General features: G+C 59.1%; 15 protein-coding genes, 1 other RNA gene and 1 pseudogene. 9 read left to right on the forward strand and 8 right to left on the reverse strand.

The window, feature by feature from the left end:
• Positions 1-968: 968 nt before the first annotated feature.
• The 6 genes from VJS90_RS10930 to VJS90_RS10955 all read left to right on the forward strand — a co-directional run bounded on the left by VJS90_RS10930 (position 969) and on the right by VJS90_RS10955 (position 10,819).
• A complete protein-coding gene (locus VJS90_RS10930; protein ID WP_324121669.1) occupies positions 969-1,223 on the forward strand; it encodes a DUF4258 domain-containing protein in 255 nt (84 codons plus the stop codon).
• 30 nt (positions 1,224-1,253) lie between these two features.
• Entirely contained in the window at positions 1,254-3,014 is a 1,761-nt protein-coding gene (locus VJS90_RS10935) for an N-6 DNA methylase (protein ID WP_324121670.1), read from the forward strand.
• A 94-nt stretch (positions 3,015-3,108) separates the two neighbouring features.
• Positions 3,109-5,508 carry a type I restriction-modification system subunit M gene (locus tag VJS90_RS10940; RefSeq protein WP_324121671.1) on the forward strand — a complete coding sequence of 800 codons (2,400 nt, stop codon included), beginning with the start codon at positions 3,109-3,111 and terminating at the stop codon, positions 5,506-5,508.
• Entirely contained in the window at positions 5,505-6,701 is a 1,197-nt protein-coding gene (locus VJS90_RS10945) for a restriction endonuclease subunit S (protein WP_324121672.1), read from the forward strand. Before VJS90_RS10940 ends, VJS90_RS10945 begins: the two co-directional genes overlap by 4 nt.
• A gap of 298 nt (positions 6,702-6,999) precedes the next feature.
• A complete protein-coding gene (locus VJS90_RS10950; protein WP_324121673.1) occupies positions 7,000-10,107 on the forward strand; it encodes an HsdR family type I site-specific deoxyribonuclease in 3,108 nt (1,035 codons plus the stop codon).
• Entirely contained in the window at positions 10,097-10,819 is a 723-nt protein-coding gene (locus VJS90_RS10955; RefSeq protein ID WP_324121674.1) for a SprT family zinc-dependent metalloprotease, read from the forward strand. Before VJS90_RS10950 ends, VJS90_RS10955 begins: the two co-directional genes overlap by 11 nt.
• Positions 10,820-10,957: 138 nt before the next feature.
• Here the strand turns inward: VJS90_RS10955 and VJS90_RS10960 are convergent, their stop codons facing one another.
• Positions 10,958-11,257 (reverse strand): hypothetical protein, encoded by a 300-nt coding sequence (locus VJS90_RS10960; protein ID WP_324121675.1) that lies wholly within the window; start codon positions 11,255-11,257, stop codon positions 10,958-10,960.
• A 19-nt stretch (positions 11,258-11,276) separates the two neighbouring features.
• Positions 11,277-12,248: pseudogene (locus VJS90_RS10965) on the reverse strand (integrase domain-containing protein); the annotation flags it as partial.
• A gap of 938 nt (positions 12,249-13,186) precedes the next feature.
• On the opposite strand from VJS90_RS10965, the gene VJS90_RS10970 reads away from it, so the two are divergent.
• On the forward strand, positions 13,187-13,444 hold the full coding sequence (locus tag VJS90_RS10970) for a hypothetical protein (RefSeq protein ID WP_324121676.1): 258 nt from the start codon (positions 13,187-13,189) through the stop codon (positions 13,442-13,444).
• Between the two features lie 2 nt (positions 13,445-13,446).
• On the forward strand, positions 13,447-13,719 hold the full coding sequence (locus tag VJS90_RS10975; protein WP_324121677.1) for a DUF3077 domain-containing protein: 273 nt from the start codon (positions 13,447-13,449) through the stop codon (positions 13,717-13,719).
• Between the two features lie 387 nt (positions 13,720-14,106).
• On the opposite strand, the gene ssrA is transcribed toward VJS90_RS10975, so the two are convergent.
• The 5 genes from ssrA to VJS90_RS11000 form a co-directional block, all read right to left on the reverse strand.
• Positions 14,107-14,498, reverse strand: a transfer-messenger RNA (tmRNA) gene (gene ssrA, locus VJS90_RS10980).
• Between the two features lie 98 nt (positions 14,499-14,596).
• Complete coding sequence (locus VJS90_RS10985) at positions 14,597-14,893, reverse strand: hypothetical protein (protein ID WP_324121678.1); 297 nt, start codon at positions 14,891-14,893, stop codon at positions 14,597-14,599.
• Positions 14,894-15,003: 110 nt separating this feature from the next.
• On the reverse strand, positions 15,004-17,814 hold the full coding sequence (locus VJS90_RS10990) for an FAD-binding and (Fe-S)-binding domain-containing protein (protein WP_324121679.1): 2,811 nt from the start codon (positions 17,812-17,814) through the stop codon (positions 15,004-15,006).
• Positions 17,815-17,897: 83 nt separating this feature from the next.
• Positions 17,898-19,043: an FMN-dependent L-lactate dehydrogenase LldD gene (lldD, locus tag VJS90_RS10995; RefSeq protein WP_324121680.1), complete on the reverse strand. Its 1,146-nt coding sequence runs from the start codon at positions 19,041-19,043 to the stop codon at positions 17,898-17,900.
• A 67-nt stretch (positions 19,044-19,110) separates the two neighbouring features.
• A complete protein-coding gene (locus VJS90_RS11000) occupies positions 19,111-20,775 on the reverse strand; it encodes a lactate permease LctP family transporter (RefSeq protein ID WP_324121681.1) in 1,665 nt (554 codons plus the stop codon).
• A gap of 252 nt (positions 20,776-21,027) precedes the next feature.
• Between VJS90_RS11000 and VJS90_RS11005 the strand changes: the two genes are divergently transcribed.
• Positions 21,028-21,795, forward strand: coding sequence for a GntR family transcriptional regulator (locus VJS90_RS11005; RefSeq protein WP_324121682.1), 768 nt, complete (start codon positions 21,028-21,030; stop codon positions 21,793-21,795).
• A 425-nt stretch (positions 21,796-22,220) separates the two neighbouring features.
• Here the strand turns inward: VJS90_RS11005 and smpB are convergent, their stop codons facing one another.
• Positions 22,221-22,703 carry an SsrA-binding protein SmpB gene (gene smpB / locus VJS90_RS11010; RefSeq protein WP_324121683.1) on the reverse strand — a complete coding sequence of 161 codons (483 nt, stop codon included), beginning with the start codon at positions 22,701-22,703 and terminating at the stop codon, positions 22,221-22,223.
• Positions 22,704-22,847 lie beyond the last annotated feature (144 nt).

Genomic DNA, 22,847 nt, shown 5'->3' on the forward strand with positions numbered 1-22,847 from the left:
CCGGCGTACAAGGAAACCGGCGCACCCGAGGGTGCTCCTGCGCAACCCGCCATGACACAGGAATGCAGACGCAAAAAAGCGCCGGCAATCGTGTTGGGGGCGCTGTTGCGCCTTGTACGGTTCAGGCCGCCAAGCCTGGTCGCTGAATTTGCAGCGACTGGGCAACCATACCTAGGGATGATGGTGGTGGCAAGGATGGGTACAGCGCCCGCAGCGATGGAGGGCTGCGGAAACGGCTCGTGTCAGTGACTTACCCAATGACGGGCACAATCAAGGCCTCCGGAGGCGTCTCCATTCTGGGTTGGGGAGCCGGGTTGAGTTGAATTGATTTCTTATATCATTGATATTTCTATCTAAAATTAATTTTATGTTGGCGCTGGAGTACCAGCTGGAATGCCGTCCGGCTGAGAAATACCGCGAATGTGGTTCTCGTTAAGGCTCAATCGACGAGTCGCAAAATGCTGCAGGGGAGTTGACGTCGAATACCTGCGCGTAATTTGACGTTGCCTGGGTACTGGTTGGGCGCGAGCGCAGGGGATCAACATGAAACGAGCCGTCGTACAGGAGACGTTGCAGGCGTTGGTCGAGACTGGGGCTGCGTGGGGGTTTAGGGTTCTGCGGGAAGGGGAAGCCTAGAGGCTGGAATTGAGCCTCGGGGCCAAGTGGTTGCCAATTCGGTCGCGACGGGAAGCGGTGCGAGAGTAGCGCTCGCTGACCGCCGTCGGACGATTTTACGAAGGTGTAGGCATCCAAGTGCTGACGGACGAGTTGTAAAGAATGGCGCCCGTGTATTTTTGACGCATTGCATATTCCTGTGCTTACAAAACCGGTGACGTTTTCAGCCGGCTCAAAAATGTTCCGCACTGGAATACGCAATGCAATAAACAAAAAAGCATGCAGTGCTTTATTGACACACAAAAAGCTTTCCTATACATTTGGCTCATGATCAGCCGCCAGGAGCACATTGCATGCACGCCACTCACCACTGCAAAGCCCGCAAAACCCAGCGCGGCATCCCGCTCAAAATGATCGACTACGTGCGTGCACACGGCACTGTGGATCAGGATAAATTCATCATCGGTGCCAAGGAAGCCAAGCAACGCCTGGCTGATTTAGAAAGGGAAAAGAGCTTACTGATGAAGATCCAAGATAAGGGAGGTGTCGTAGTCGTGGCGGAAGGAGATGTGCTGATTACCACCTACAACCGCACACAGCGCGCTTAATCGCCTACTCGCCATCTTTCAGGATGCCGCATGAACGAAAAAATTTTCTTCCAGCTCATGGATTCGATACGTGGAATCGCGCCGCCCCATACCTCTCTATCGCTGATTCTTCAGCTGCTGTGTTGGCAGAAGCTGTCCAAAGACTTGAGTGTTCCAGTGGAACTCCGTTTCGAAACGGTGGCGGATCAGGGGCTGGCAGAGCAAGTTGTGGCACTGCGTCAGTTGCAGCCATATGCGATGTTTCCGTTCATCGATGAAGGGGTATGGCAAAGCCTCCATGGCGTGCGAGGCCTTTCTCCTCTCATGCAAAAGATTCGTGATTTGGATACCCAAGGTTTACTAGACACCCTGACTGTAGACGATACCTGCTTCTGGGCAGCTGACTTTAGCCAAGGTGTTTTTGGGTACGCCCCAACTTTGTGTAACTTGCTGGTCTCTCTTGCAGAAATCACCCCTGAGCAAAAAGTGTATGTTCCTTGGGAAGGCTCTGGACAAATTGCGGCGAGGGCTTTACGCAGCAATGCAAAGGTATGGGTTGAATCCCAAACTCCCACAACACCTGCGCAAATTCTTAACCTGATCAATCCAGCTGACTGGGAACTGCACCCTACCAATTCAGTACAAGCGCCTGCTGCTCTTGAAAAAGGCCAGCTGATCCAGTTTGATGCGGCAGTCTGTACTCCCCCGATGGGTGTCCGCTACTCTCCGGAAATCTCAGGAAATGACCTTTGGGGGCGGTTTGAAGAGAAAACGCCGGTTGGTAACGTTCTTCATATCCAGCACCTCTTGGCTCAGACCAAGGGCCGAATCGTGGTCACTGTTCCAAATTCCGTGCTGTTCGGTAAAGGTGCGGAAAAACAACTGCGCGAGTATCTGCTCAAGCATGGCTATCTGGACGCCGTCATCGCATTGCCTGCCGGCCTCTGTAGCCATACCGCAATCCCACTAACCATTCTGGTTATGAGTAAAAGCCGTCGGACTGACGTCATACGCTTCGTCAATGCGGACACTGACGAGTTCCGTGAGCTTTCGGCGAAAAAGCGTTGTGCGCTGAAGAATATCCCCGATCTGCTGGCATTGATCGCGAACAAAAATACTTCTGCTGTTGCGGCCAGTATTCCGATCAGGCAGATTGCTGATAATGACTTCAGCCTTGAGGTCAACCGTTACGTATTAGATGAGTCGGCGCGCAAGCTAAACGAGACGCTGACTCGTTATGAAACCCGTAAATTGGGCGAGCTGTTTGACATCATCCGCCCGCGCCAGCACACGACTGCTTCACGCGGTGTGCAGGTGTGGGAAGTACAGGCTCAAGACATCCCGCAGTACGGCTATATCCAACACGCCAGCAAAGAGACGCAATTTGATCTCGATTCCCCCAAAGCAAATTTGTATTTCATTAGGCCTAATGATGTCTTGATGACATTCAAGGGAGTCGTTGGCAAAACAGGCATCGCAGGCTTTGTCCCAAACTCAGGGAAGGATGGCTGGATAACAGGTCAGTCTCTGGTAATTTTGCGTAGCCGATTCCCCGAAATCTATCCCCCCAAGGCACTGTTAATTTATCTGCGGTCAGCCATGGGCCAAGGACTACTGAGCCGGATGGCCGTCGGCGCTTCGATTCCATCACTCCAGCTGTCGGCACTCAAGGAATTGGAAATTCCCATGCCCTCAATTGAGGGGATGCAACCCATGGTTCGGGCGTTCGACGAAGAGGCTCAAATCCAGGCTGAAATCGAGCGGCTGCGCAACCGGCAGGCAAAACTATCCAACGACTTTTGGTCACTCTGATTCACTCCTCACGAGCAGGAATATTCTTCCTACTGCGGAGCAGTCGAGTGCCTAACCTACAAATTTGTAATTAAAAACGGACACAACGAACCACATGGCCATCAAAAAATCCGAACTCTATTCCTCTCTGTGGAAATCCTGCGACGAGCTGCGTGGCGGGATGGATGCCTCGCAGTACAAGGATTACGTCCTGGTGCTGCTGTTCGTGAAGTACGTGTCGGACAAGTACGCCGGCGACCCCAACTCGCTGATCGAGGTGCCTGAGGGAGGCAGCTTTGCCGACATGGTGGCGCTCAAGGGCGACAAGGAGATCGGCGACAAGATCAACCAGATCATCGCCCGCCTGGCTGAGGCCAATAACCTCACCGGTGTCATCGACGTGGCCGATTTCAACGACCAGGAGAAGCTCGGCAAGGGCAAGGAGATGGTCGACCGCCTATCCAACCTGGTAAGCATCTTCAACACGCCGGGTCTGGATTTTCGCAGTAACCGTGCTCAGGGCGACGACATACTCGGCGATGCCTACGAATACCTGATGCGCCACTTTGCCACTGAATCCGGCAAGAGCAAGGGGCAGTTTTACACCCCAGCAGAAGTCTCGCGGATCATGGCTCAGGTCATTGGCCTAGGCGGTGCTACCGACAGCAAGCAGAGCATCTACGACCCGACCTGCGGCTCGGGCTCGTTGCTGCTTAAGGCCCACGACGAAGCCAAGAGCATCACCGGCCTCGACTTGGCCATCTACGGCCAGGAAATGGACAACGCCACCAGCGCCTTGGCCAAGATGAACATGATCCTGCACGACTGCCCGACGGCGGAAATCTGGAAGGACAACACCCTGTCCGCGCCATATTTCAAAGACCCAATGGGCAACCTTAAGCTGTTTGACTTTATCGTCGCCAACCCACCGTTCTCCACCAAGGCCTGGAGCAATGGCTTCAACCCAGCCGAGGACGACTACAACCGCTTCAGCTACGGCATTCCACCGGATAAGAACGGCGACTATGCCTTCCTTCTGCACATGCTCACCTCGCTAAAGAGCACCGGCAAAGCAGCGGTGATTCTTCCGCACGGCGTGTTGTTCCGTGGCGGCGCCGAGGGGGTTATCCGCAAGCGCATCCTCCAGCAGGGCTATATCCAAGCCATCATCGGTCTACCGGCCAACCTTTTCTTCGGTACAGGTATCCCCGCCTGCATCATCGTTCTGGACAAAGCTGGCAGTGCAGGGCGCAAGGGCCTATTCTTGATCGACGCCAGCAAAGGCTTTATCAAGGACGGCAACAAGAACCGCCTGCGCGAGCAGGACATCCACAAGATCGTCGATGCCTGCTCCCAGCAGCGCGAGCTGCCCAAGTTCTCACGCTTGGTACCGCTGGCCGAGATTGAGGCCAACGACTTCAACCTGAATATCCCGCGCTATATCGACACCAGCGAAGCGGAAGACCTGCAAGACATAGACGCCCACCTGCACGGTGGCATCCCCGAGCGTGATGTAGATGCCCTGCAAGCCTTTTGGGATGTGATGCCCAACCTGCGCGGGTCACTGTTCGCCCCGCAACGCCCCGGCTACCTGCAACTTAAGGTGCCGCAGGCCGAGATTAAGCTCAGCATCTTTGCTCATCCCGAGTTCACTGCTTTTAACCAGACCATCAGCTTCCTGTTCGAAGACTGGCGCAACGACCACCGCCCATGCCTGCAAGGCATCACCATCGGTGATCGGCCCAAGGCACTGCTGAATACCCTGGCCGAAGATCTGCTGCACCGCTTCAAGTCCGCACCGCTGCTGGACGCCTACGACGTGTACCAGCACCTTCAGGACTACTGGTATACCATCTTCCAGGATGACGTGTATCAACTGGTGATTGACGGCTGGCAGGCGCTGATCACCAGCGGCCCGACCAATGGAGAACCTAATACCGACTTGCTGCCGCCCGAACTGATCGTGCGCCGCTATTACGCTGCCGATGCCTCAGCTATCACTGAGCTGGAAGCCAAACGTGATTCCCTCAGCCGCGAGCTGGAAGAGCTGGACGAGGAGCAAGGCGGCGAAGACCGCCCACTGGCTGAAGGCAAAACAGACAAAGGCAAGCTCACCGCCGCCAGCGTCAAGGCACGCCTGAAAACCATCAAAAATGACCTCGACGCCAATGAGGAACGCCAGGCCCTGGAACAGTGCCTGGCATTAATCGAGCACGAAGCCGCGGCCAGCAAAAAGGTCAAGGCCGCGCAGAAAACTTTGGACGCTAAGGTGCATGCCCACTATGCCCAACTCAATGAAGGCGAGCTGAAATCTCTGGTGGTGGACGACAAATGGCTGGCCACCCTGCAAGCCGATGTGCAGACTGAATTGGATCGGGTATCCCAAGCACTCAGTGGTCGTATCCGCCAATTGGCCGAACGTTATGCTATGCCCCTGCCGGCGTTGAGTGCAGAGACGGAAGCGCTGGCTGCCAAGGTCGATGCTCATCTGGTGAAGATGGGGTTTGTAGTATGAGTGCGGAGGTAAAACCAGGATTCAAGCAGACTGAAGTTGGTGTCTTGCCAGTGGACTGGGAGGCAAAAAAGCTCGGTGAGGTGGCAAGCTTCCGCACTGGCCCATTTGGCAGTGCACTCCATAAATCCGACTACACCAATGATGGCATTCCTGTTGTTAATCCGATGCATATCTTAGATGGCAGGATAGTTCCGACTACCTCTATGACAATTACTGAAGAGGCGGCGGAGAGCCTTGATGAATTTCGGCTAAGCCCTGGCGAAGTTATCATTGGTCGACGTGGTGATATGGGGCGCTGCGCGGTTGTGTCTGAACGCGAAAAAGGGTGGCTCTGTGGTACGGGCTCGATGATTGTTAGACCATTTGCGTCGGTAAATGCGTACTTTCTTCAACGAGTTCTCTCGACCCCCTCTGTTATCAAGGCGATTGAAGACTCCTCTGTCGGCTCTACCATGATCAATTTAAACCAAGGCACTCTAAGTAGCTTGGTCGTTCAGGTACCTTCAGTCGAAGAGCAGCGATCCGTAGCTTCCAGTCTAGCCGATATGGACGCCCTGATAAGAAAATTGGATCAGCTAGTTACCAAGAAGCGCGACATCCATCAAGCGGCTATGCAGCAACTCCTCAGCGGACAGCGCCGCTTACCAGGATATAGTGGGAATTGGGAGGTGAGGCCCCTGGAGGAAATCGCGCACATAAAAACTGGCAGTAAGAACAACCAAGACAAAGTTGAGAGCGGTGACTATCCATTCTTCGTTCGATCCGCAAACGTTGAGCGAATAAATAGTTATTCACATGATTGCGAGGCGATTCTTGTCCCTGGAGAAGGCGGAATTGGTAGCATTTTTCATTATGTCAATGGGAAATTTGATGTCCATCAGCGTGTATATGCTATTTCTCAGTTCGTAGAGAACGTATCGGGAATGTATGTCTATCTCTACATGAGTGTTCGCTTTGGTGCTCATGCCATGCAGAACTCTGTAAAGGCAACCGTAGACTCGCTTCGGCTACCCACATTCCAAGTGTTCGAGGTCCTGCTTCCTCCGACGAAAGAAGAGCAGACAGCTATTGCGCAAGTTTTAACCGACATGAGCAGCGAGCTCGCCAGCCTTGAAGCGCGCTGCGCCAAGGTTCGCCAGCTAAAGCAGGGTATGATGCAGGAGCTTTTGACCGGCCGAATTCGACTTGTTTGATACAGGTTGTGCGATGTTGAATCTGCTCGCTAAAGGGTTGCTTTATCTACACTATGGCCCCAATCTCGGGGCCGTAGCAGTCAACCTGGTGCCCGGAATCTGCGGTGCATCCACTGGGCGTCCTGACTAGCAAGGGCGCATCGTATTTCCCGCGGACGAGACACCAGCCAAAAAGCTGCTTCAGTTCCTCAACAGGAAACTATCTGGGGAGCCAGTATGGGGCGGCTATTTGAGACCAACTCGAAGCGCATTGTGGATAAATTGAGCTAACTCTCACTAGGAAAAGGAAACGGCCTCAATGAGTACCGTTGGCCAGATCGAAAAAAGGACCCAGCGGCGCGTTGCCAAGCTGTTTCAGCACACGCTGGGCTATGAACACCTTGGTGACTGGGCCGATCGCCCGAACAACGCCAATATCGAGCCGGAGTTGTTACGCACCTGGCTGATAGATCAGGGCACGGAGGTCAATCTGGCCAGCCGAGCCTTTTTCGAGCTAAACAAGGCCGCCAATGATGCCAGTAAGGGCCTGTATGATCGAAACAAGGCGGTGTACGAGCTGCTGCGCTACGGGGTGAAGATCAAGCCGGAAGTCGGGGAAAATACCCAGACCGTCTGGCTGATCGACTGGAAGCATCCTGAGCGCAACCACTTCGCCATTGCAGAGGAAGTCACCGTCAAGGGTGCTGATGTCAAGGCAAATACCAAGCGCCCGGATATCGTGCTCTATGTGAATGGCGTTGCGCTCGGCGTGTTGGAGCTAAAGCGCTCCATGGTGGCGGTGAACGAGGGCATCCGTCAGAACCTGGATAACCAGAAGCCCGAATTTATCCAACCGTTCTTCTCCACCATGCAATACGTGATGGCCGGCAACGATACTCAGGGCTTGCGTTACGGCACCATCCAAACCGGAGAGAAGTACTACCTGACCTGGAAAGAGGAAAGCGCAGACGGCACCGCTGCCGATAATCTGCTGGATAGCCATTTGCTTCAGCTGTGCAATAAAACGCGGTTTCTGGAGCTGATTCACGACTATATCGTGTTCGACAGCGGAGTAAAAAAGCTCTGCCGGCACAACCAGTACTTTGGTATCCGCGAAGCGCAACGCTACCTGCGTCGACGTGAAGGCGGGATTATCTGGCACACCCAGGGTTCGGGCAAATCTTTAACCATGGTCTGGCTGACCAAGTGGATTCGGGAAAATATCCAGGACTCGCGGGTGCTGGTCATCACCGACAGGACTGAGCTGGATGAGCAGATCGAGAAGGTGTTTGGCGGCGTCAACGAGCAGATTTACCGCACCACCAGCGGTGCCGATCTGATCGACAAAATCAACCAGCCCTCGCCTTGGCTACTTTGCTCGCTGATCCACAAGTTCGGTGCTCGCGAAGATGCCGATGTAGAAGGCTTTGTGGAGGAGCTGCGTAAGAGCCTGCCTCAAGACTTCCGTGCTAAGGGCGATCTCTATGTATTCGTCGATGAGTGTCACCGCACCCAATCAGGCGAGCTGCACAAAGTCATGAAGATGATTCTGCCTAATGCGGTGTTTATCGGCTTTACCGGTACGCCGCTGCTTAAGGTCGACAAACAGAAGAGCATCGAGGTGTTTGGTCGCTACATCCATACCTACAAGTTTAATGAAGCCGTGGCCGATGGTGTGGTGCTCGACCTGCGCTACGAAGCCCGCGATATCGATCAGAACATCACATCACAGAAGAAGATCGATCAATGGTTTGAGGCCAAGACCAAAGGCCTGAACGACCTAGCCAAGGCTCAGCTAAAGCAGCGTTGGGGCACCTTGCAAAAAGTGCTGTCAAGCCAGTCACGGCTGGAGAAAATTGTCGCCGACATCCTTCTGGATATGGCTACCAAGCAACGCCTGGCCGATGGCCGAGGCAATGCCATGTTGGTAACCAGCAGCATCTTTGAAGCCTGTAAGTGCTACGAGCTGTTCAGCAAAGCGGGAATGGGTGACAAGTGCGCCATCGTCACCAGCTACAAGCCATCGCCTGCCGACATTAAGGGAGAGTCAACCGGTGAAGGGCTGACCGAGAAGCTGCGTCAGTACTCCATCTACAACCAGATGCTCGGCGACAGAGATCCGGAGACCTTCGAGAAGGAAGTGAAGCAGCGTTTCATCAAGGAGCCAGGGCAGATGCGCCTGCTCATCGTGGTGGACAAGCTGCTGACCGGCTTCGACGCGCCTTCCGCGACCTACCTCTACATCGACAAGCAGATGCGCGACCATGGCCTGTTCCAGGCCATCTGCCGGGTCAACCGCCTCGATGGCGAGGACAAGCAGTACGGCTACATCATCGATTACAAGGACTTGTTCAAGCAGCTGGAGGGCGCCATTGGCGACTACACCAGCGGTGCGCTGGACGGCTATGACGAGGCCGATGTGGCTGGTCTTTTGGGAGACCGCCTAAGCAAAGCACAGGAAGACCTGGAAGATGCCCGCGAGGCGATCAAGGCCCTGTGCGAACCGGTGGAACAACCGAAGGATACGCCAGCTTATCTACGCTTCTTCTGCGGCAGCGAGTCGGGCAACGCCGAGCAGCTCAAAGCTAATGAGCCCAAGCGCCTGAACCTATACAAGATGACCTCAGCGCTGATCCGCTGCTTCGGCAATATCGCCAATGAGCTGGAAGAGGCGGGTTACAGCAACAAGGAAATCGCCGAGATCCAGACCGAAGTCGATCACTTCTCCAAGGTTCGTGATGAGGTAAAGCTCGCCAGCGGCGACTACATTGACCTCAAAGCCTACGAGCCGGACATGCGCTTTTTGATCGACACCTACATCCGTGCTGAAGATAGCGAGAAGATTTCTGCCTTCGACGATATGTCGCTGATTGAGTTGATCGTTGAGCGCGGTGTGGGTGCAATCGACGCGCTGCCCAAGGGCATCCGCGAAAGCCAGGAGGCAGTGGCCGAGACCATCGAAAACAACGTGCGCAAGTTGATCATCGACGAGTCGCCGATCAACCCGAAGTACTACGAGACCATGTCCTCGTTGCTCGATGCGCTGATCGCCAAGCGCAAGGAAGACGCCATCAGCTATCAGGAATATCTGGCAGAGGTGATGGAGCTGACCAAGCAGGCGAAGAATCCCACCAGCGCCAACAGCTACCCTGGCTCGATCAACAGCAATGCCCGCAAGGCGCTGTATGACAACCTGGGGCAGAACGCCGGCCTCGCATTGGCCGTGGACGCTGCCGTGCTGGATAGCCGGCAGGACGACTGGCGCGGCAATGCCATGAAGATCAAACGTGTGCGCCTAGCGATCAAGAACGTGCTGGATCAGTGGGGCAAAGACTGCGCTGAAACCCAGGGCGACTACACAGCAGGAGAGGACAGCGAGTGGCTGGTAGCCTTGCTGGAACTGGTCAAGCATCAGCATGAATACTGAGTCGCGCAACCTCACGGTCAGCGGTTTGATCGTGGAGGTCGTGCGCAAGCCGATCAAAAATCTGCACCTGGGCGTATACCCACCGCAGGGGCGTGTGCGCGTGGCGGCACCGTTGACGGTAGATGACGAAGCTGTACGCTTGGCAGTGGTCAGTAAGCTCGGCTGGATCAAACGCCAGCGCGCAAAGTTTCAGGCCCAGCCCCGACAATCAGAACGGCTGATGGTGAGTGGTGAAAGCCATTACTTCCTAGGCCGTCGCTACCGCCTGCGCGTTCACGAAACTACTGGGTCTCTGCGCATAGCTCTGCGCGGTAAGGCCACCATGGATCTGTTCGTGCGCACCGATACCACAGTCGAACGCCGTGAGCAGGTGCTACAGGATTTCTACCGTGCCGAACTGAAACGTCTGGTGCCGGAACTTCTGGAGAAATGGCAGACGAAGTTAGGAGTTGAAGCGCGCGCTTGGGGCATCAAGCGGATGAAGACGAAGTGGGGCACCTGCAACATTGAAGCCCGGCGCATCTGGCTCAACCTGGAGCTAGCCAAGAAGCCGGTGCAGTGCCTAGAGTACATTTTGGTGCACGAACTGGCTCATCTGCATGAACGCCACCACAACGACCGATTCATCGGCCTGCTAGATCAGCATCTCCCTCAATGGCACCTGTTGAGAGAGCAGCTCAACAGCTCTCACCTTGCTGACGAACGCTGGTAACTCCTACACCCTTGAAACGAAAAGCCCCAAGTGGATCAATCCACCGGGGGCTTTTCGTTTCAGATAACTTTGTCCCAGACGTTTAACTTTTTCCACCTACAACAACCCGACACCTACAGCAGCCTAGCAAGAGTGGGGTTAGTTTCGATGAAAGCACGATGATGTTCCAATGCACCGCCCATAGTGTCCAAATACCCATGGTTTTTCTAGTCGGCGAGCGAGGAGGTGCACTGTCAGCAAGTAGTAGTAGCGCGTCGACTCACTGCGCGAGTCTAGGTGACGCTCGAGAAACCAAGCCAAATTCTTTCCTTGCCAGGTCCAAGGGGTCTCTCGCTGCCAGCGATCTGCAATTTCAGCTTGGATAAGCGTCGCCTGCCGCAAATAGCGTTGCCGCGTCGCGTTCGATCCGGTAAGCACGCCATCCAAGAGCAACTCCATATCGAGTGGCTGCTCGTGTCTGTCCTCCAATGTAGGCAGCTGTCACGTCGATCCGGCCGTGCCCAAGTTCGTAGCTTATTTGCCTCCGGGCCTCACGATCAAGGTTCCTATCTAGCTGATAACATTGGCCGCCGTTGATAGGCGCGGGGTGTTGAGTGATTTGCTCATAACGTTCACACGCGAACGCCGCTCGCAGCTCATGGAAACCATTGAGATTATATGCATGCAGGATGTCCCGTGCCGGGCGGACAATTGTTTGCAGCAGATTCAGGTAGCTTTCGTGCGGTGCAGTTAGGTTGCGGCTACCCGCAGGCGACACCTGCTCCACCAATGCAAGCGCGTCACGCACATAGTCATCCACCGCAATCCAGCGTGATGCAGAGGCTCGGGCCCGGCCGCCTTTGGTGCCGTCCTGGATATTGATCTTGCCAATATCTCTAGCCTCACGACTTAGCCGTGGCAGGTCAGCCAAGATGGCCTCACGCATGCGCATACCAGTGGCTCGCGCCAACAGAACGATCGCGGCAGCTTGTTGCTGATCTCGATTACAAAACGCATAGACGACTTGCTTCATCTGTTCACGGTCTTGACCCTGAGGCACCGAGTGTTGAACCCCGGTGCGCATACCCAATGCCTTGCTCGGACTGGGCAATTTCACATACTGATCACCGCGAAGCGCCGCCATGATCCTGTTAACGCTGGAGAGCCGATTTTGTGCGGTGCTGATTGCGAGATCACCGCGTATAACCATGTCGCGCAGCTGCGCCACATAATCGGCCACTACTTTCCGATCAATCTGCCGCGCATCGTTGATACCGGGCCCTTGTTCGGAGCGGTACCACTTCACGAATGCCCGCCACCGACCAGATTGCGCCTAGACCGTGCCGTAGTGGCCACCGCCAAACCTGTCTTTCAGTGCCTGCGGCCCTGCATAGCTCAATTGTCTGCCGTAGCCGAAATTGCGCCCATCGCGTCTACCCACCAATGCCATGTCAGTCACCTCATCATCCGATCTCCAATCTTCGCCCCACGTCATCCCGCCAAGAATGCTGTGTGTTATCAGGGATCAAGGCCCCAGCGAGCTGTGGGGGTGTCCTCTAAAGCGGGACTGGCGGCTCCTTACGACCGGGAGCAAGGGCAGCTCATGATCTTGCCTCCTGACCACCGTTACCGGTGGTGGACGGGTGCAGGCTGCATTGGCTGACGAGACCAGTGCCGCGAGATCCTTAGCCAGGTGTACGCAGCAATGCGATGACCGGGGCATGCCTGACTGTCAGTCAGGTGCAGTCCATTCCCTGGTCTGCAGCACCATCATCTACATGGCTGTTGCTCGTGACAATCGGCGTTTGTCACGCCGATTGTCACGAGGGGGATTGCCACAAAGCCAAGTGCAATCAGATCTGCAGTGATGGTCTGGTCTGTCTATCTTCTGGGCTGGGACGAGCACGAGTGAATGTTTCGGCTAAGCGAATTGTCAGCTCAGTTTTGGCTGACCCCCTTCCACAACCTGTGGCCACTGGCCGGAATTCGCTTACGGTTATCGATCCATACAGTGCAGTCCGAGGAATAACTTCAAACGCTTTGTTTATTCACAGCCCCAAAATTACCTCAAAACCCGCCAGACCCCCCGCCAAAACTTCAGACTTTCCCTCTTCCCTGTAGTCCATTTCCCAAAGATACTGCCTCAGCCTCAAAGCCGTTGCAGTGGTCGCCAACAGCGGTCTAGTCTCGCCAGGTCGTTGCCCATCAACGACCGGTCTCGACGGACCGTGCATTGCTGACCACATGTTTCACCGCTATGGCGGTTGTACGTGGGGCACCTTGTGTGCGCCGAGTGCCAGCAATCTCGGTCCGTCGACCCGCGTACAGCTGCCACCCTCATGCTCGACGGCATGTAAGTGGTAGCTCCACCATTGCTGGAGAGAGACCATGCTAAAGATCGTTCCAGATCCACCGCTTTCCGGTTTCAGAAAATCCCCTCAATCCCTAGAAGACACTCTGGTCCAAGCCTCGGAGTACCTCGTCTGTGCGCTAACGGTCGCGCAACAGGCGGTGCTGCAGCAGACAAAGCCAGGCGAGCAGGTGCTCACGCTCGCAGTGATACACGAGATCGATGCCGCTCACAGCTTGGTCGAGTTGGCGTTGGGGCAGGTGCAGTCACGTCATAGTGCGCAGGGGGAGGGTTGATCATGAGTGAAGAAAGCAAAAAGAAAGTCACGCCAGGGCTCGCGAAATTTGCTGAGGGCGAGGGGACGCCGGATTTGTTTCAGGTGGCGCAGGGGGTTTCTCTGGATTACGCGCTGGAGCAGGCGTCGGTGATGATGGGGTGTGTGCATCGGTTGTCGTTTGTGGGGGTGATGGATAAGGACGATACGTTGGTTTGGGCGGCGCATTTGTTGTCGGGGATGGGGAGGGCGTTGGTGGAGGATGTGAGGGTGGCGCTTGGTCGGGCGCAGGAGTAGCGGTGGGAGGTTTGGGTGATTGGTTGATGATCATCCTGGTGGGTTTGGGGTGAGGCCTTCGCTGGCAAGCCAGCTCCCACAGGTGTGGCGTGGATCTTTGGGTCTGGGTTGTGTCTGGGGGGGCTGGGGGCGGCGGGGGCTTTGCCTTTGTTTCGCCATGGGCGGCACGCTTTACAGCCGCGGGGCTGGGCGGGCGGGGGTGGGGTTTCCTGCTGAGGTTGGGGGAGGATGGGGGAGTTGTGGTTCGGCGAGGGCTTTTGCCCTCGATCGCGACACGAGGCCTGCTCCTACAACCGCGCCGCTGCGCGGGCGGGAAGGGCGGGCGGGTGGGAGTGGGGAATTTTGGGTATAAAAAAAGACGTCCGGGGACGTCTTTTTTTTTGGATTTGGTGGAGCCGGGGGGATTTGAACCCCCGTCCGCCAGTACTCCGCTGTCGGTACTACATGCGTAGCCATCTCTATTAAGTTAATCCGCAGCGGCCCGAGTGGCAGGGTGCTTTGGACGAGTTGTGTAAGTTTTAGTCGCTTTGCCCACAACGTGCTACACGACGATCCTGTTCTGTATGACAATCACTTCGGGTTTACAGGCATCCCCTAGTGATTGCTGGAGCCGAAGCTACCAGGAGAGCGGGCTCAGCTGCTTACGCAGCGAGAGCGTAACCCTCGTAGTTTTCGTCATTGGCAACTATAGAAAGTTGCAACAGTGGATTTACGAGTTCTGTTACCAACTCGGCATGCACCTAAAGTTTCATCACCGGCGTCGAATCCTAATCGGCCCCTTTGCTGCTTTAGATCACGCGTTTTTCAACGCGATGGTCGGAGTATACGCCAATGTGCGGGCGACGTCGACAGCCGGTCCCGTCGCCCGGGTCATCGCTTAGGCGCCGCCTGCACCGCCGCTGGTGCCGCTGCCTTTTTCGGTCTTGTTCAGGCGTTCCAGCACCTTGCTGGTGATCGCGATGCATTCCTTGGTATCGCCCGAGGCCTGGGCGGCCTTGGCTTTGTCGACATGCTCGGTGAGCGCCTTGTCCAGGCCTTCGGACGTGGTGCCGGTGGTGGCCATCTGATCGTTGATCTTCTGCAGGTTGATGGCGCAGAGATCGTCGGCCGCGAATACTGGCGAGGCCAGCAGGGTGGCGGCAGCGAAGAGGGCGGAAAGCGCAGTACCTTTCATGGATGTCTCCTTGGGCTGAAGGCCGCTGGAAGGTGGGCCTACAAGCATTGACTGCGCCGCTTGAGCAGGGGTTCCATCCCGTTGATGGCACCATCGCATCGCAAAATGTTTCAGAGCGCCCGCGCGCGTGTCACTCGGTCCACCAGGTACACCAGGCCGTGATAGTCGATACCGCTGTGGGTCGACAGGCCGATTTCGCACGTGCGGCTGGTGGAAATCCCTTCGTCGCAGTACTGCACCGCGTCCTTGAGCGTGCGCAGGGAGTGGGCGTTGAGCTCGGGGGTGGTGAAGCCTTTGTCGCCGGCGAAGCCGCAGCAGTGAATGCCTTCGGGTATCACCACCTGTTTGCTGCACAGCCGGGCGAGGTCGATTAGCGCCTGGCTTTCGCCGAGGTGCTGGGTGCTGCAGGTTACGTGGACGGCGATGGGCGCGTCCTGGGGGGTGAACTCCAGGCGATCGAGCAGGTGGGTGCGGATGAAGCGCACGGGGTCGTAGAGGTCGAGGCGGGATTCGCCCAGGTCCTGGACCAGGCGCAGGGTGCACGGGCTGGTGTCGCAGTAGACGGGGTCGAGGCCGCCGCGGCTGGCGTGGAGCAGGGCGGTGATCAGCTCCTGGCGCTTGTGCTCGGCCTGCTCGGGGTAGCCCTTGGAGGCGAACGGCTGGCCGCAGCAGAGGCTGTCGGCGTTGTCGGGGAAGACGACTTGGTAACCAGCCTTTTCGAGCAGGGCGCGGGTCTTGTCGAGCAGCGAGCTCTGTTCGCGGTCGGCGGCGGCGGGGCCCATGACGCGGGAGACGCAGGCGGCCAGGTAGACCACGCGCGGGCGGGCATCGTGGCTGGCGGGGTGGAGGGCGAGAGCTCGCAGAGGCTGCGGCATGGCGGGGGTCCACTGCGGCAGGCGGCCGTGGCTGGCCTTGGTCAGGGAGGCACTGAGCCGGGCGAGGCGTGGGGCGCCGAGGAGTTTGCGCGCGCTGTTGGCGGCCAGGAGGGTCAGGCGGGCACCGCGCAGGGCGCCGTGAAAATGCTCGGCGAGCCAGTCGGCGGTCTTGGGGTGATCGGCGTGCTGGCTGCGCAGCTTTTTCACCAGCTCGCCGGTGTTGATGCCGACCGGGCAGCGCTGGGCGCACAGGCCGGTGGCGGCGCAGGTGTCGATGCCCTGGTACTGGTAGTCGCGCTCGAGCTGGCGGGTGTCGAGCCCGGCGCGGCGCTTGGCCTGGATGTCGCGCCACAGGACGATGCGCTGGCGTGGGCTGAGGGTCAGGCCTTTGGACGGGCAGACCGGCTCGCAGAAACCGCATTCGATGCACTTGTCGACGATTTCGTCGGCGGCGGGCAGGGGCTTGAGGTTTTTCAGGTGCAGCTGCGGATCGTTGGTCAGCACCACGTCGGGGTTGAGGATGCCGGTGGGGTCGAGCAGGCGCTTGAGCTGCCACATCAGCTGGTAGGCGTCCTTGCCCCACTCCAGTTCGACGAAGGGCGCCATGTTGCGGCCGGTGCCGTGCTCGGCCTTGAGCGAGCCGCCGTACTCGACGGCCACCAGGTGCGCGACGTCGTCCATGAACGCCGAATACCGGGCAATCTGTTCGGGCGTGTCGAAGCCTTGAGTGAAGACGAAGTGCAGGTTGCCCTCCAGGGCATGGCCGAACAGGATCGCTTCGTCGTAACCATGCGTCTCGAAGAGGGCGATCAGGCGGTTGACGCCTGCCGCCAGCTGCTCGATGGGAAAAGTGACGTCTTCGATGATGACCGTGGTGCCGGTCTCGCGCACGGCGCCGACGGCGGGGAAGGTGTCCTTGCGGATGCGCCAGAGCTGGTTGTAGACGATCGGGTCTTCACTGAAATCGACCTGCTTCTCGACCGGGAAGCCGGCGATGGAGGCGCTGATCTGCGCGAGTTGCTCGTGCAGCAGCGACTGGCTGGCGGCGCGCGATTCGATGAGCAGGGCGCAGGCGCCGAGCGACAAGGTCTTCACCCACAGCGGCATGCCTAGCATGTTTTCCACCGAGCGCAGGCTGCGGCGGTCGAGCAGTTCGACGGCCGAGACCGGTTGCTGCTTGAGCACCGTGACGGCGGTGCAGCAGGTCTCGACGTCGGGGAAGACCACCAGGGCGCTGGCCTTGTGCGGGTGGTCGGGCACGGTGTCGTAGGTGACGGCGCTGATGAAGCCGAGCGTGCCCTCGGAGCCGACCATCAGGTGGGTGAGGATATCCAAGGGTTGGTCGTAGTCGACCAGGGCGTTGAGCGACAGGCCGGTGGTGTTTTTCAGACGGTACTTGTGGCGGATGCGCGCGGCCAGTTCGGGGTTGGCGCGGGTTTGCCGGCCGAGTTCGCCGAGCTGGTCGAGCAGGGCGCCGTGGCGGGCCTGGAAGTCGGCGACGCTGTCGGGCAGCTCAGTGTCGAGCAGGGTGCCGTCGGCGAGCAGCAGGCGCATGCCGGCGAGGGTGTTGTAGGTGTTCTGCGCGGTGCCGCAGCACATGCCGCTGGCGTTGTTGGCGACGATGCCGCCGATCTTGCAGGCGTTGATCGAGGCCGGGTCCGGGCCGATCTTGCGGCCGAAGGGGGCGAGCCAGGCGTTGGCCTGGGCGCCGATGACGCCGGGCTGCAGGCGGATCTGCGCGCCGTCGCCGCGGATGTCGCGGCCGTTCCAGTTGTCACCCAGCACCAGCAGCACCGAGTCGCTCACCGCCTGGCCGGACAGGCTGGTGCCGGCGGCGCGGAAGGTGATCGCCACGTGGTGGCTGTGCGCGGCCCGGAGCAGGGTGGCGACCTCGGCCTCGCTTTCGACGCGGATCACCAGCTTGGGGATCAGCCGGTAGAAGCTGGCGTCGGTGCCGAAGGCCAGGGTCGAGAGCGGATCGTCGAAGCGTCGCTCGCGGGGGATCAGGTGGTGGACCGTGTCGAGGAACGCGGCGGGCAGGCTCATGCAATCTCCTCGCGGGGCCGCGGCGTCTGGTGCGCCGCGTGCCCCGCGTCATCAGGCTTTTCTTGTGTGGGCGGGCGCGCGAGTCAGGCGCCCAGCTCGCGCACCAGCGAGTCGCGGGTGATCTCGCTGATCGACTTGGCGCCGGTGAGCACCATGGCCACGCGCATCTCCTTTTCGAACAGGTCGAGCAGGTTTTTCACCCCGGCTTCGCCAGCGGTGGCGAGGGCATAGAGGAAGGCGCGGCCGATGAGCACGCTGTCGGCGCCGAGGGCGATCATGCGCACCACGTCCAGGCCGCTGCGAATGCCGGAGTCGGCGAGAATCTTGATATCGCCTTTGACCGCGTCGGCAATCGCCGGCAAGGCGCGGGCGCTGGACAGCACGCCGTCGAGCTGGCGGCCGCCGTGGTTGGAGACGACGATGCCGTCGGCGCCGAACCTGACCGCGTCGCGGGCGTCGTCGGCGTCGAGGATGCCCTTGATCACCATCGGGCCGTCCCAGAAGTCACGAATCCACTCCAGGTCTTTCCAGGAAATCGACGGGTCGAAGTTGGCGCCGAGCCAGCCGATGTAGTCGGCCAGGCCCGTGGGGCTGCCGAGGTAGGTGGAGATGTTGCCCAGGTCATGGGGCCTGCCGTGGACGCCTACATCCCAGGCCCATTGGGGGTGGGTCATGGCTTGCCAGACGCGGCGCATCGCGGCATTGGCGCCGCTCATGCCTGCGTGGGCATCGCGGTAACGGGCGCCGGGCACCGGCATGTCGACGGTGAAGATCAGGGTTTTCACGCCGGCGGCCTTGGCGCGCTCCAAGGCGTTGCGCATGAAGCCGCGGTCCTTGAGCACGTACAGCTGGAACCAGATGGGCCGGTTGATCGCCGGGGCGACTTCTTCGATGGCGCAGACCGAGACGGTCGACAGCGTCAAGGGGATGCCCTTGGCGTCGGCGGCGCGGGCTGCCTGGATTTCACCGCGCCGGGCATACATGCCGCACAGGCCGATCGGCGCCAAGGCCACGGGCATGCTCAGGGTTTCGTTGAACAGCTGGGTCTCGAGGCTGAGCTCGGACATGTTTTTCAGCACGCGCTGGCGCAGGGCGATGCTGGCGAGGTCTTCCACGTTGTGGCGCAGCGTGTGCTCGGCGTAGGCGCCGCCGTCGGCGTAGTGGAACAGGAACGGCGGCAGCTTGCGCTGGGCGGCGGTGCGGTAGTCGGTAGAGGCGGAAATGATCATGGGCTCTCGCAGCTTGAGTTGAAGGGCGGCTGCCGGGCGCGCCGAATCGCGCCCGGCCTCTATGACTCTAGTGAACCAGCATGCCGGTCAGCCAGTAAGCCTGGATCAAGGTGATCAGGCCGACGATGGTGGCGAAGAACAGGCTGTGCTTGAGGGTGAAGCGGAACAGGTCCGATTCCTTGCCGACCAGGCCGGTGGCGGCGCACGCCACGGCGATGGACTGCGGCGAGATCATCTTGCCGGTCACGCCGCCGCTGGTGTTGGCGGCCACCAGCAGGGTGTCGCTGACCCTGATCTGGTGGGCGGTGGTGGCCTGCAGCGAGCTGAACAGGGCATTGGAGGAGGTGTCGGAGCCGGTCAGGAACACCCCCAGCCATCCCAGGAACGGCGAGAAGAACGGGAACATCGCGCCGGTGCCGGCCAGCACCAGGGCCATGGTCGAGGACATGCCCGAGTAGTTGGTGACGAAGGCGAAGGCCAGCACCATGCCGATCGACAGGATCGGCCAGCGCAGCTCGTAGAAGGTGTCGCGCAAAGTGGTCAGACCAGTTTTGAGGTTGATCTTCAGGACCAGCATCGAGATCAGGGCCGACAGGAAGATCGCCGTGCCGGTGGCCGAGATCGGGTCGAGCTTGAATACCGCTGGGATGGCCGTCGGGGCCGCGACGATGGGTGCGGTCTTGATCACCAGCTGGTCGAGGTGCGGGATGGCGAAGTTGAATACCCAGCTGTACATCGATCCGCCGGCGGCGAAGGCGGCCTTGAAGGGCTTGAGGGTCCAGATCGTTACCAGCACGGTGAGGATCAGGAATGGCGACCAGGCCTTGAAGATTTCGCCCAGGCTGTACGGCGACGGCTGGCCGCCGCCTTGCACGACCGCGGCGCCAACGCTGCCCTTGGCGCCGGCGAACGATCGTTTGGGCTGCCAGACTTTGAGGAACAGGGTGAGGGCAATCAGGCTGGCCAGGGCCGAGGTGATGTCTGGCAGCTCCGGGCCGATGAAGTTGGAGGTGAAGTACTGGGTGACGGCGAAGCTCAGGCCGGCGACCAGGGCGGCGGGCCAGGTTTCTTTCACGCCGCGCAGGCCATCCATCATGAACACCAGCCAGAACGGCACGAACAGCGACAGCAGCGGCAGCTGGCGGCCGGTCATGGCGCCGATCTTGAAGGCGTCGATACCGGTCACCTGGCCGGCGACGATGATCGGGATGCCGAGGGCGCCGAAGGCTACCGGGGCGGTGTTGGCGATCAGGCACAGGCCGGCGGCGTACAGGGGGTTGAAGCCCAGGCCCACAAGCAGCGCGGCGGTGATCGCCACGGGTGCGCCAAAGCCGGCGGCGCCTTCGAGGAACGCGCCGAAGCAGAAGCCGATCAGCAGGACTTGCAGGCGCTGGTCGTCGGTGATCGACAGCACCGAGCTGCGGATGACCTCGAACTGGCCGCTCTTGACCGTGAGCTTGTAGAGGAACACGGCGGCGACGATGATCCAGGCGATGGGCCACAGGCCATAGGCAAAGCCGTAGCCGGCAGCGGCCAGGGCCATGTCCGCGGGCATCTGGAAGGCGAAGATCGCTACCAGGATCGACAGGGCGAGGGTGATGCTGCCCGCGACGTGGCCCTTGAGGCGGAACACGGCCAGGGCCAGGAAGAAGAAGACGATGGGGATGACCGCCGCCAGGGCGGACAGGCCGAGACTGCCAAGCGGGCTATAGAGTTGTTGCCAGGTTTGCATATGGGGTGGCCCCTAATTGTTGTTGGTCAGGCGCTGGCATTGGATAATTGGTAATACCAATTTACAATGTCTGGGAGCTAGGTTAAAAGTCTTCCGGTGGGTGTGTCAATTTGTCCCAGGCGAAACTTTGGTCGCATGTCGACGCAAGGTAATGAGTGGCGGGTGCGCGCTGGTGTCCGATCAAAGATGTGAGCGGGTGGCGAATGGGCGAGAATGGCGTCCCGGAACGGCGGGAAATGTGGAGAGCATGTGATGGTTTTTGATCAGGTCCGCCAGCGTCGGCTGTCCGATGACATTGTCGAGCGGCTGGAGGGGATGATTCTCGAGGGGACGCTGACTTCTGGTGAGCGCTTGCCGGCCGAGCGGGCGTTGGCGGAGCAGTTCGGGGTGTCGCGTCCTTCGTTGCGCGAGGCGATCCAGAGGCTGGTGGCCAAGGGGTTGCTGGTGAGTCGTCAGGGCGGGGGCAACTATGTGGCGCAGTCGTTGGGTTCGACGTTCAGTGATCCGCTGCTGCAGCTGCTGGAGCACAATCCGGGGGCCCAGCATGATTTGCTCGAGTTTCGTCATACGTTGGAGGCGTCGTGTGCGTACTACGCGGCGATGCGGGCTACCGAGCCTGATCGGGAACGGCTGAAGGTGGCGTTCGACGCGTTGCAGGATTGTTATGCGCGCGCGGATGAAGTCAGCCGGGCGGAGGAGGGGGTTGCGGATGCGCGCTTTCACCTGGCCATTGCTGAAGCCAGCCACAATGCGGTGTTGTTACATACCATTCGCGGGCTGTTTGATCTGCTCAAGCGCAATGTGGTGACCAATATTGGTGGCATGTATCAGCAGCGCAGCGAGACGCGGGACATGCTGATCAGTCAGCACCGGGCGCTGTATCAGGCGATTGTTGATGGGCGGGCGGAGGAGGCGAGGGAGATTTCTAGTCGGCATATCCTGTATGTGCAGGAGGTGCTGGAAGAGGCGCAGGAGGAAGCACAGCGCGTGGCGCGGGCGGAGCGGCGGAGTGGGCGGTGAGGGGGTGATTCACGTGGAGACTGAGTGCATGCGAGGTTCCCTGCCATCACCGTGCAGTCCTTGAGTCCTGCGCCCCGGCGAGGGCTCCGCCCTCGTTTCGCGGCACAAGGCACGCTCCCACAGGGCCCGGCGTTGCCGGGCCGGGGATGTGGAATACCTCGGTAGAAGACAGCTGCCCACAGGTGCTCGCCTGCGCCGGCACTGCTGCGCCCGGGACTGCGAAGCAGTCCCTTGTGGGAGCGCGCCTTGTGCCGCGATCGAGGGCGAAGCCCTCGCCGGGGCGCATCACTATCGCGTTGTGCGATGTCGGCAGGGAACAAAGCCAGTTGCTTCCTCAATGCCCGGCTACGCCGGGCAGGGGAATGTGCAATACAGCAGTGGCTCGGCTTCAAGAGCGATCTCTGCGCAACAGCACAAAGCCGCTGTCAGTCGTCCTTGCCCTTGCTACGCACCGCGCGCTGCAACTCGCGATTGGAGTCACGCTCTTTCAGCGTCTCGCGCTTGTCGTACTCCTTCTTGCCCTTGCCCAGAGCAATCTCGCACTTGATCAGGTGCTTGCTCCAGTAAATCGACAAGGCCACGGCGGTGTAGCCTTTCTGCTGCACCGAGGATTCCAGGCGCTCCAGTTCACGCCGGTTCAGTAGCAGCTTGCGCGTGCGAATCGGGTCGGCGATGACGTGGGTGCTGGCGGTGGTCAGCGGGGTGATATGACTGCCCATCAGCCAGGCTTCCCCGTCCTTGAGCAGCACATAGCTGTCAACCAGGTGGGCCTTGCCGGCACGCAGGCTCTTTACTTCCCAACCGGACAGGACCAGCCCGGCCTCGAACTTGTGTTCGATGAAGTAATCGTGTCGCGCTTTCTTGTTCTGCGCGATGGTCCCGGTCGGATGTTTCTTTTGTTTAGCCATAGGGGCAGCATTATAAGCAGTCTCCCGCGCTGTCGGCTACGGGGTAGCGGTGTGCTTGAGCCTTCGCGATGATTCCCGGACAATGCCCGTTGTGTTTTTTGTTTCCGATGCGCTGTGAAGCGCTCCTCGGCAGGCTCCTGGCTT

The organism is Pseudomonas sp. (genome assembly GCF_035277045.1).
GTDB lineage: Bacteria > Pseudomonadota > Gammaproteobacteria > Pseudomonadales > Pseudomonadaceae > Aquipseudomonas.

Coding starts and splice junctions, on each gene's coding strand:
- VJS90_RS10975 (WP_324121677.1), top strand. CDS start 13,447: ATGAGTGAAGAAAGCAAAAAGAAAGTCACGCCAGGGCTCGCGAAATTT.
- VJS90_RS10930 (WP_324121669.1), top strand. CDS start 969: ATGCACGCCACTCACCACTGCAAAGCCCGCAAAACCCAGCGCGGCATC.
- smpB (WP_324121683.1), bottom strand. CDS start 22,703: ATGGCTAAACAAAAGAAACATCCGACCGGGACCATCGCGCAGAACAAG.
- VJS90_RS10960 (WP_324121675.1), bottom strand. CDS start 11,257: ATGGAGTTGCTCTTGGATGGCGTGCTTACCGGATCGAACGCGACGCGG.
- lldD (WP_324121680.1), bottom strand. CDS start 19,043: ATGATCATTTCCGCCTCTACCGACTACCGCACCGCCGCCCAGCGCAAG.
- VJS90_RS10955 (WP_324121674.1), top strand. CDS start 10,097: ATGAATACTGAGTCGCGCAACCTCACGGTCAGCGGTTTGATCGTGGAG.
- VJS90_RS11000 (WP_324121681.1), bottom strand. CDS start 20,775: ATGCAAACCTGGCAACAACTCTATAGCCCGCTTGGCAGTCTCGGCCTG.
- VJS90_RS10940 (WP_324121671.1), top strand. CDS start 3,109: ATGGCCATCAAAAAATCCGAACTCTATTCCTCTCTGTGGAAATCCTGC.
- VJS90_RS11005 (WP_324121682.1), top strand. CDS start 21,028: ATGGTTTTTGATCAGGTCCGCCAGCGTCGGCTGTCCGATGACATTGTC.
- VJS90_RS10935 (WP_324121670.1), top strand. CDS start 1,254: ATGAACGAAAAAATTTTCTTCCAGCTCATGGATTCGATACGTGGAATC.
- VJS90_RS10945 (WP_324121672.1), top strand. CDS start 5,505: ATGAGTGCGGAGGTAAAACCAGGATTCAAGCAGACTGAAGTTGGTGTC.
- VJS90_RS10990 (WP_324121679.1), bottom strand. CDS start 17,814: ATGAGCCTGCCCGCCGCGTTCCTCGACACGGTCCACCACCTGATCCCC.
- VJS90_RS10950 (WP_324121673.1), top strand. CDS start 7,000: ATGAGTACCGTTGGCCAGATCGAAAAAAGGACCCAGCGGCGCGTTGCC.
- VJS90_RS10985 (WP_324121678.1), bottom strand. CDS start 14,893: ATGAAAGGTACTGCGCTTTCCGCCCTCTTCGCTGCCGCCACCCTGCTG.
- VJS90_RS10970 (WP_324121676.1), top strand. CDS start 13,187: ATGCTAAAGATCGTTCCAGATCCACCGCTTTCCGGTTTCAGAAAATCC.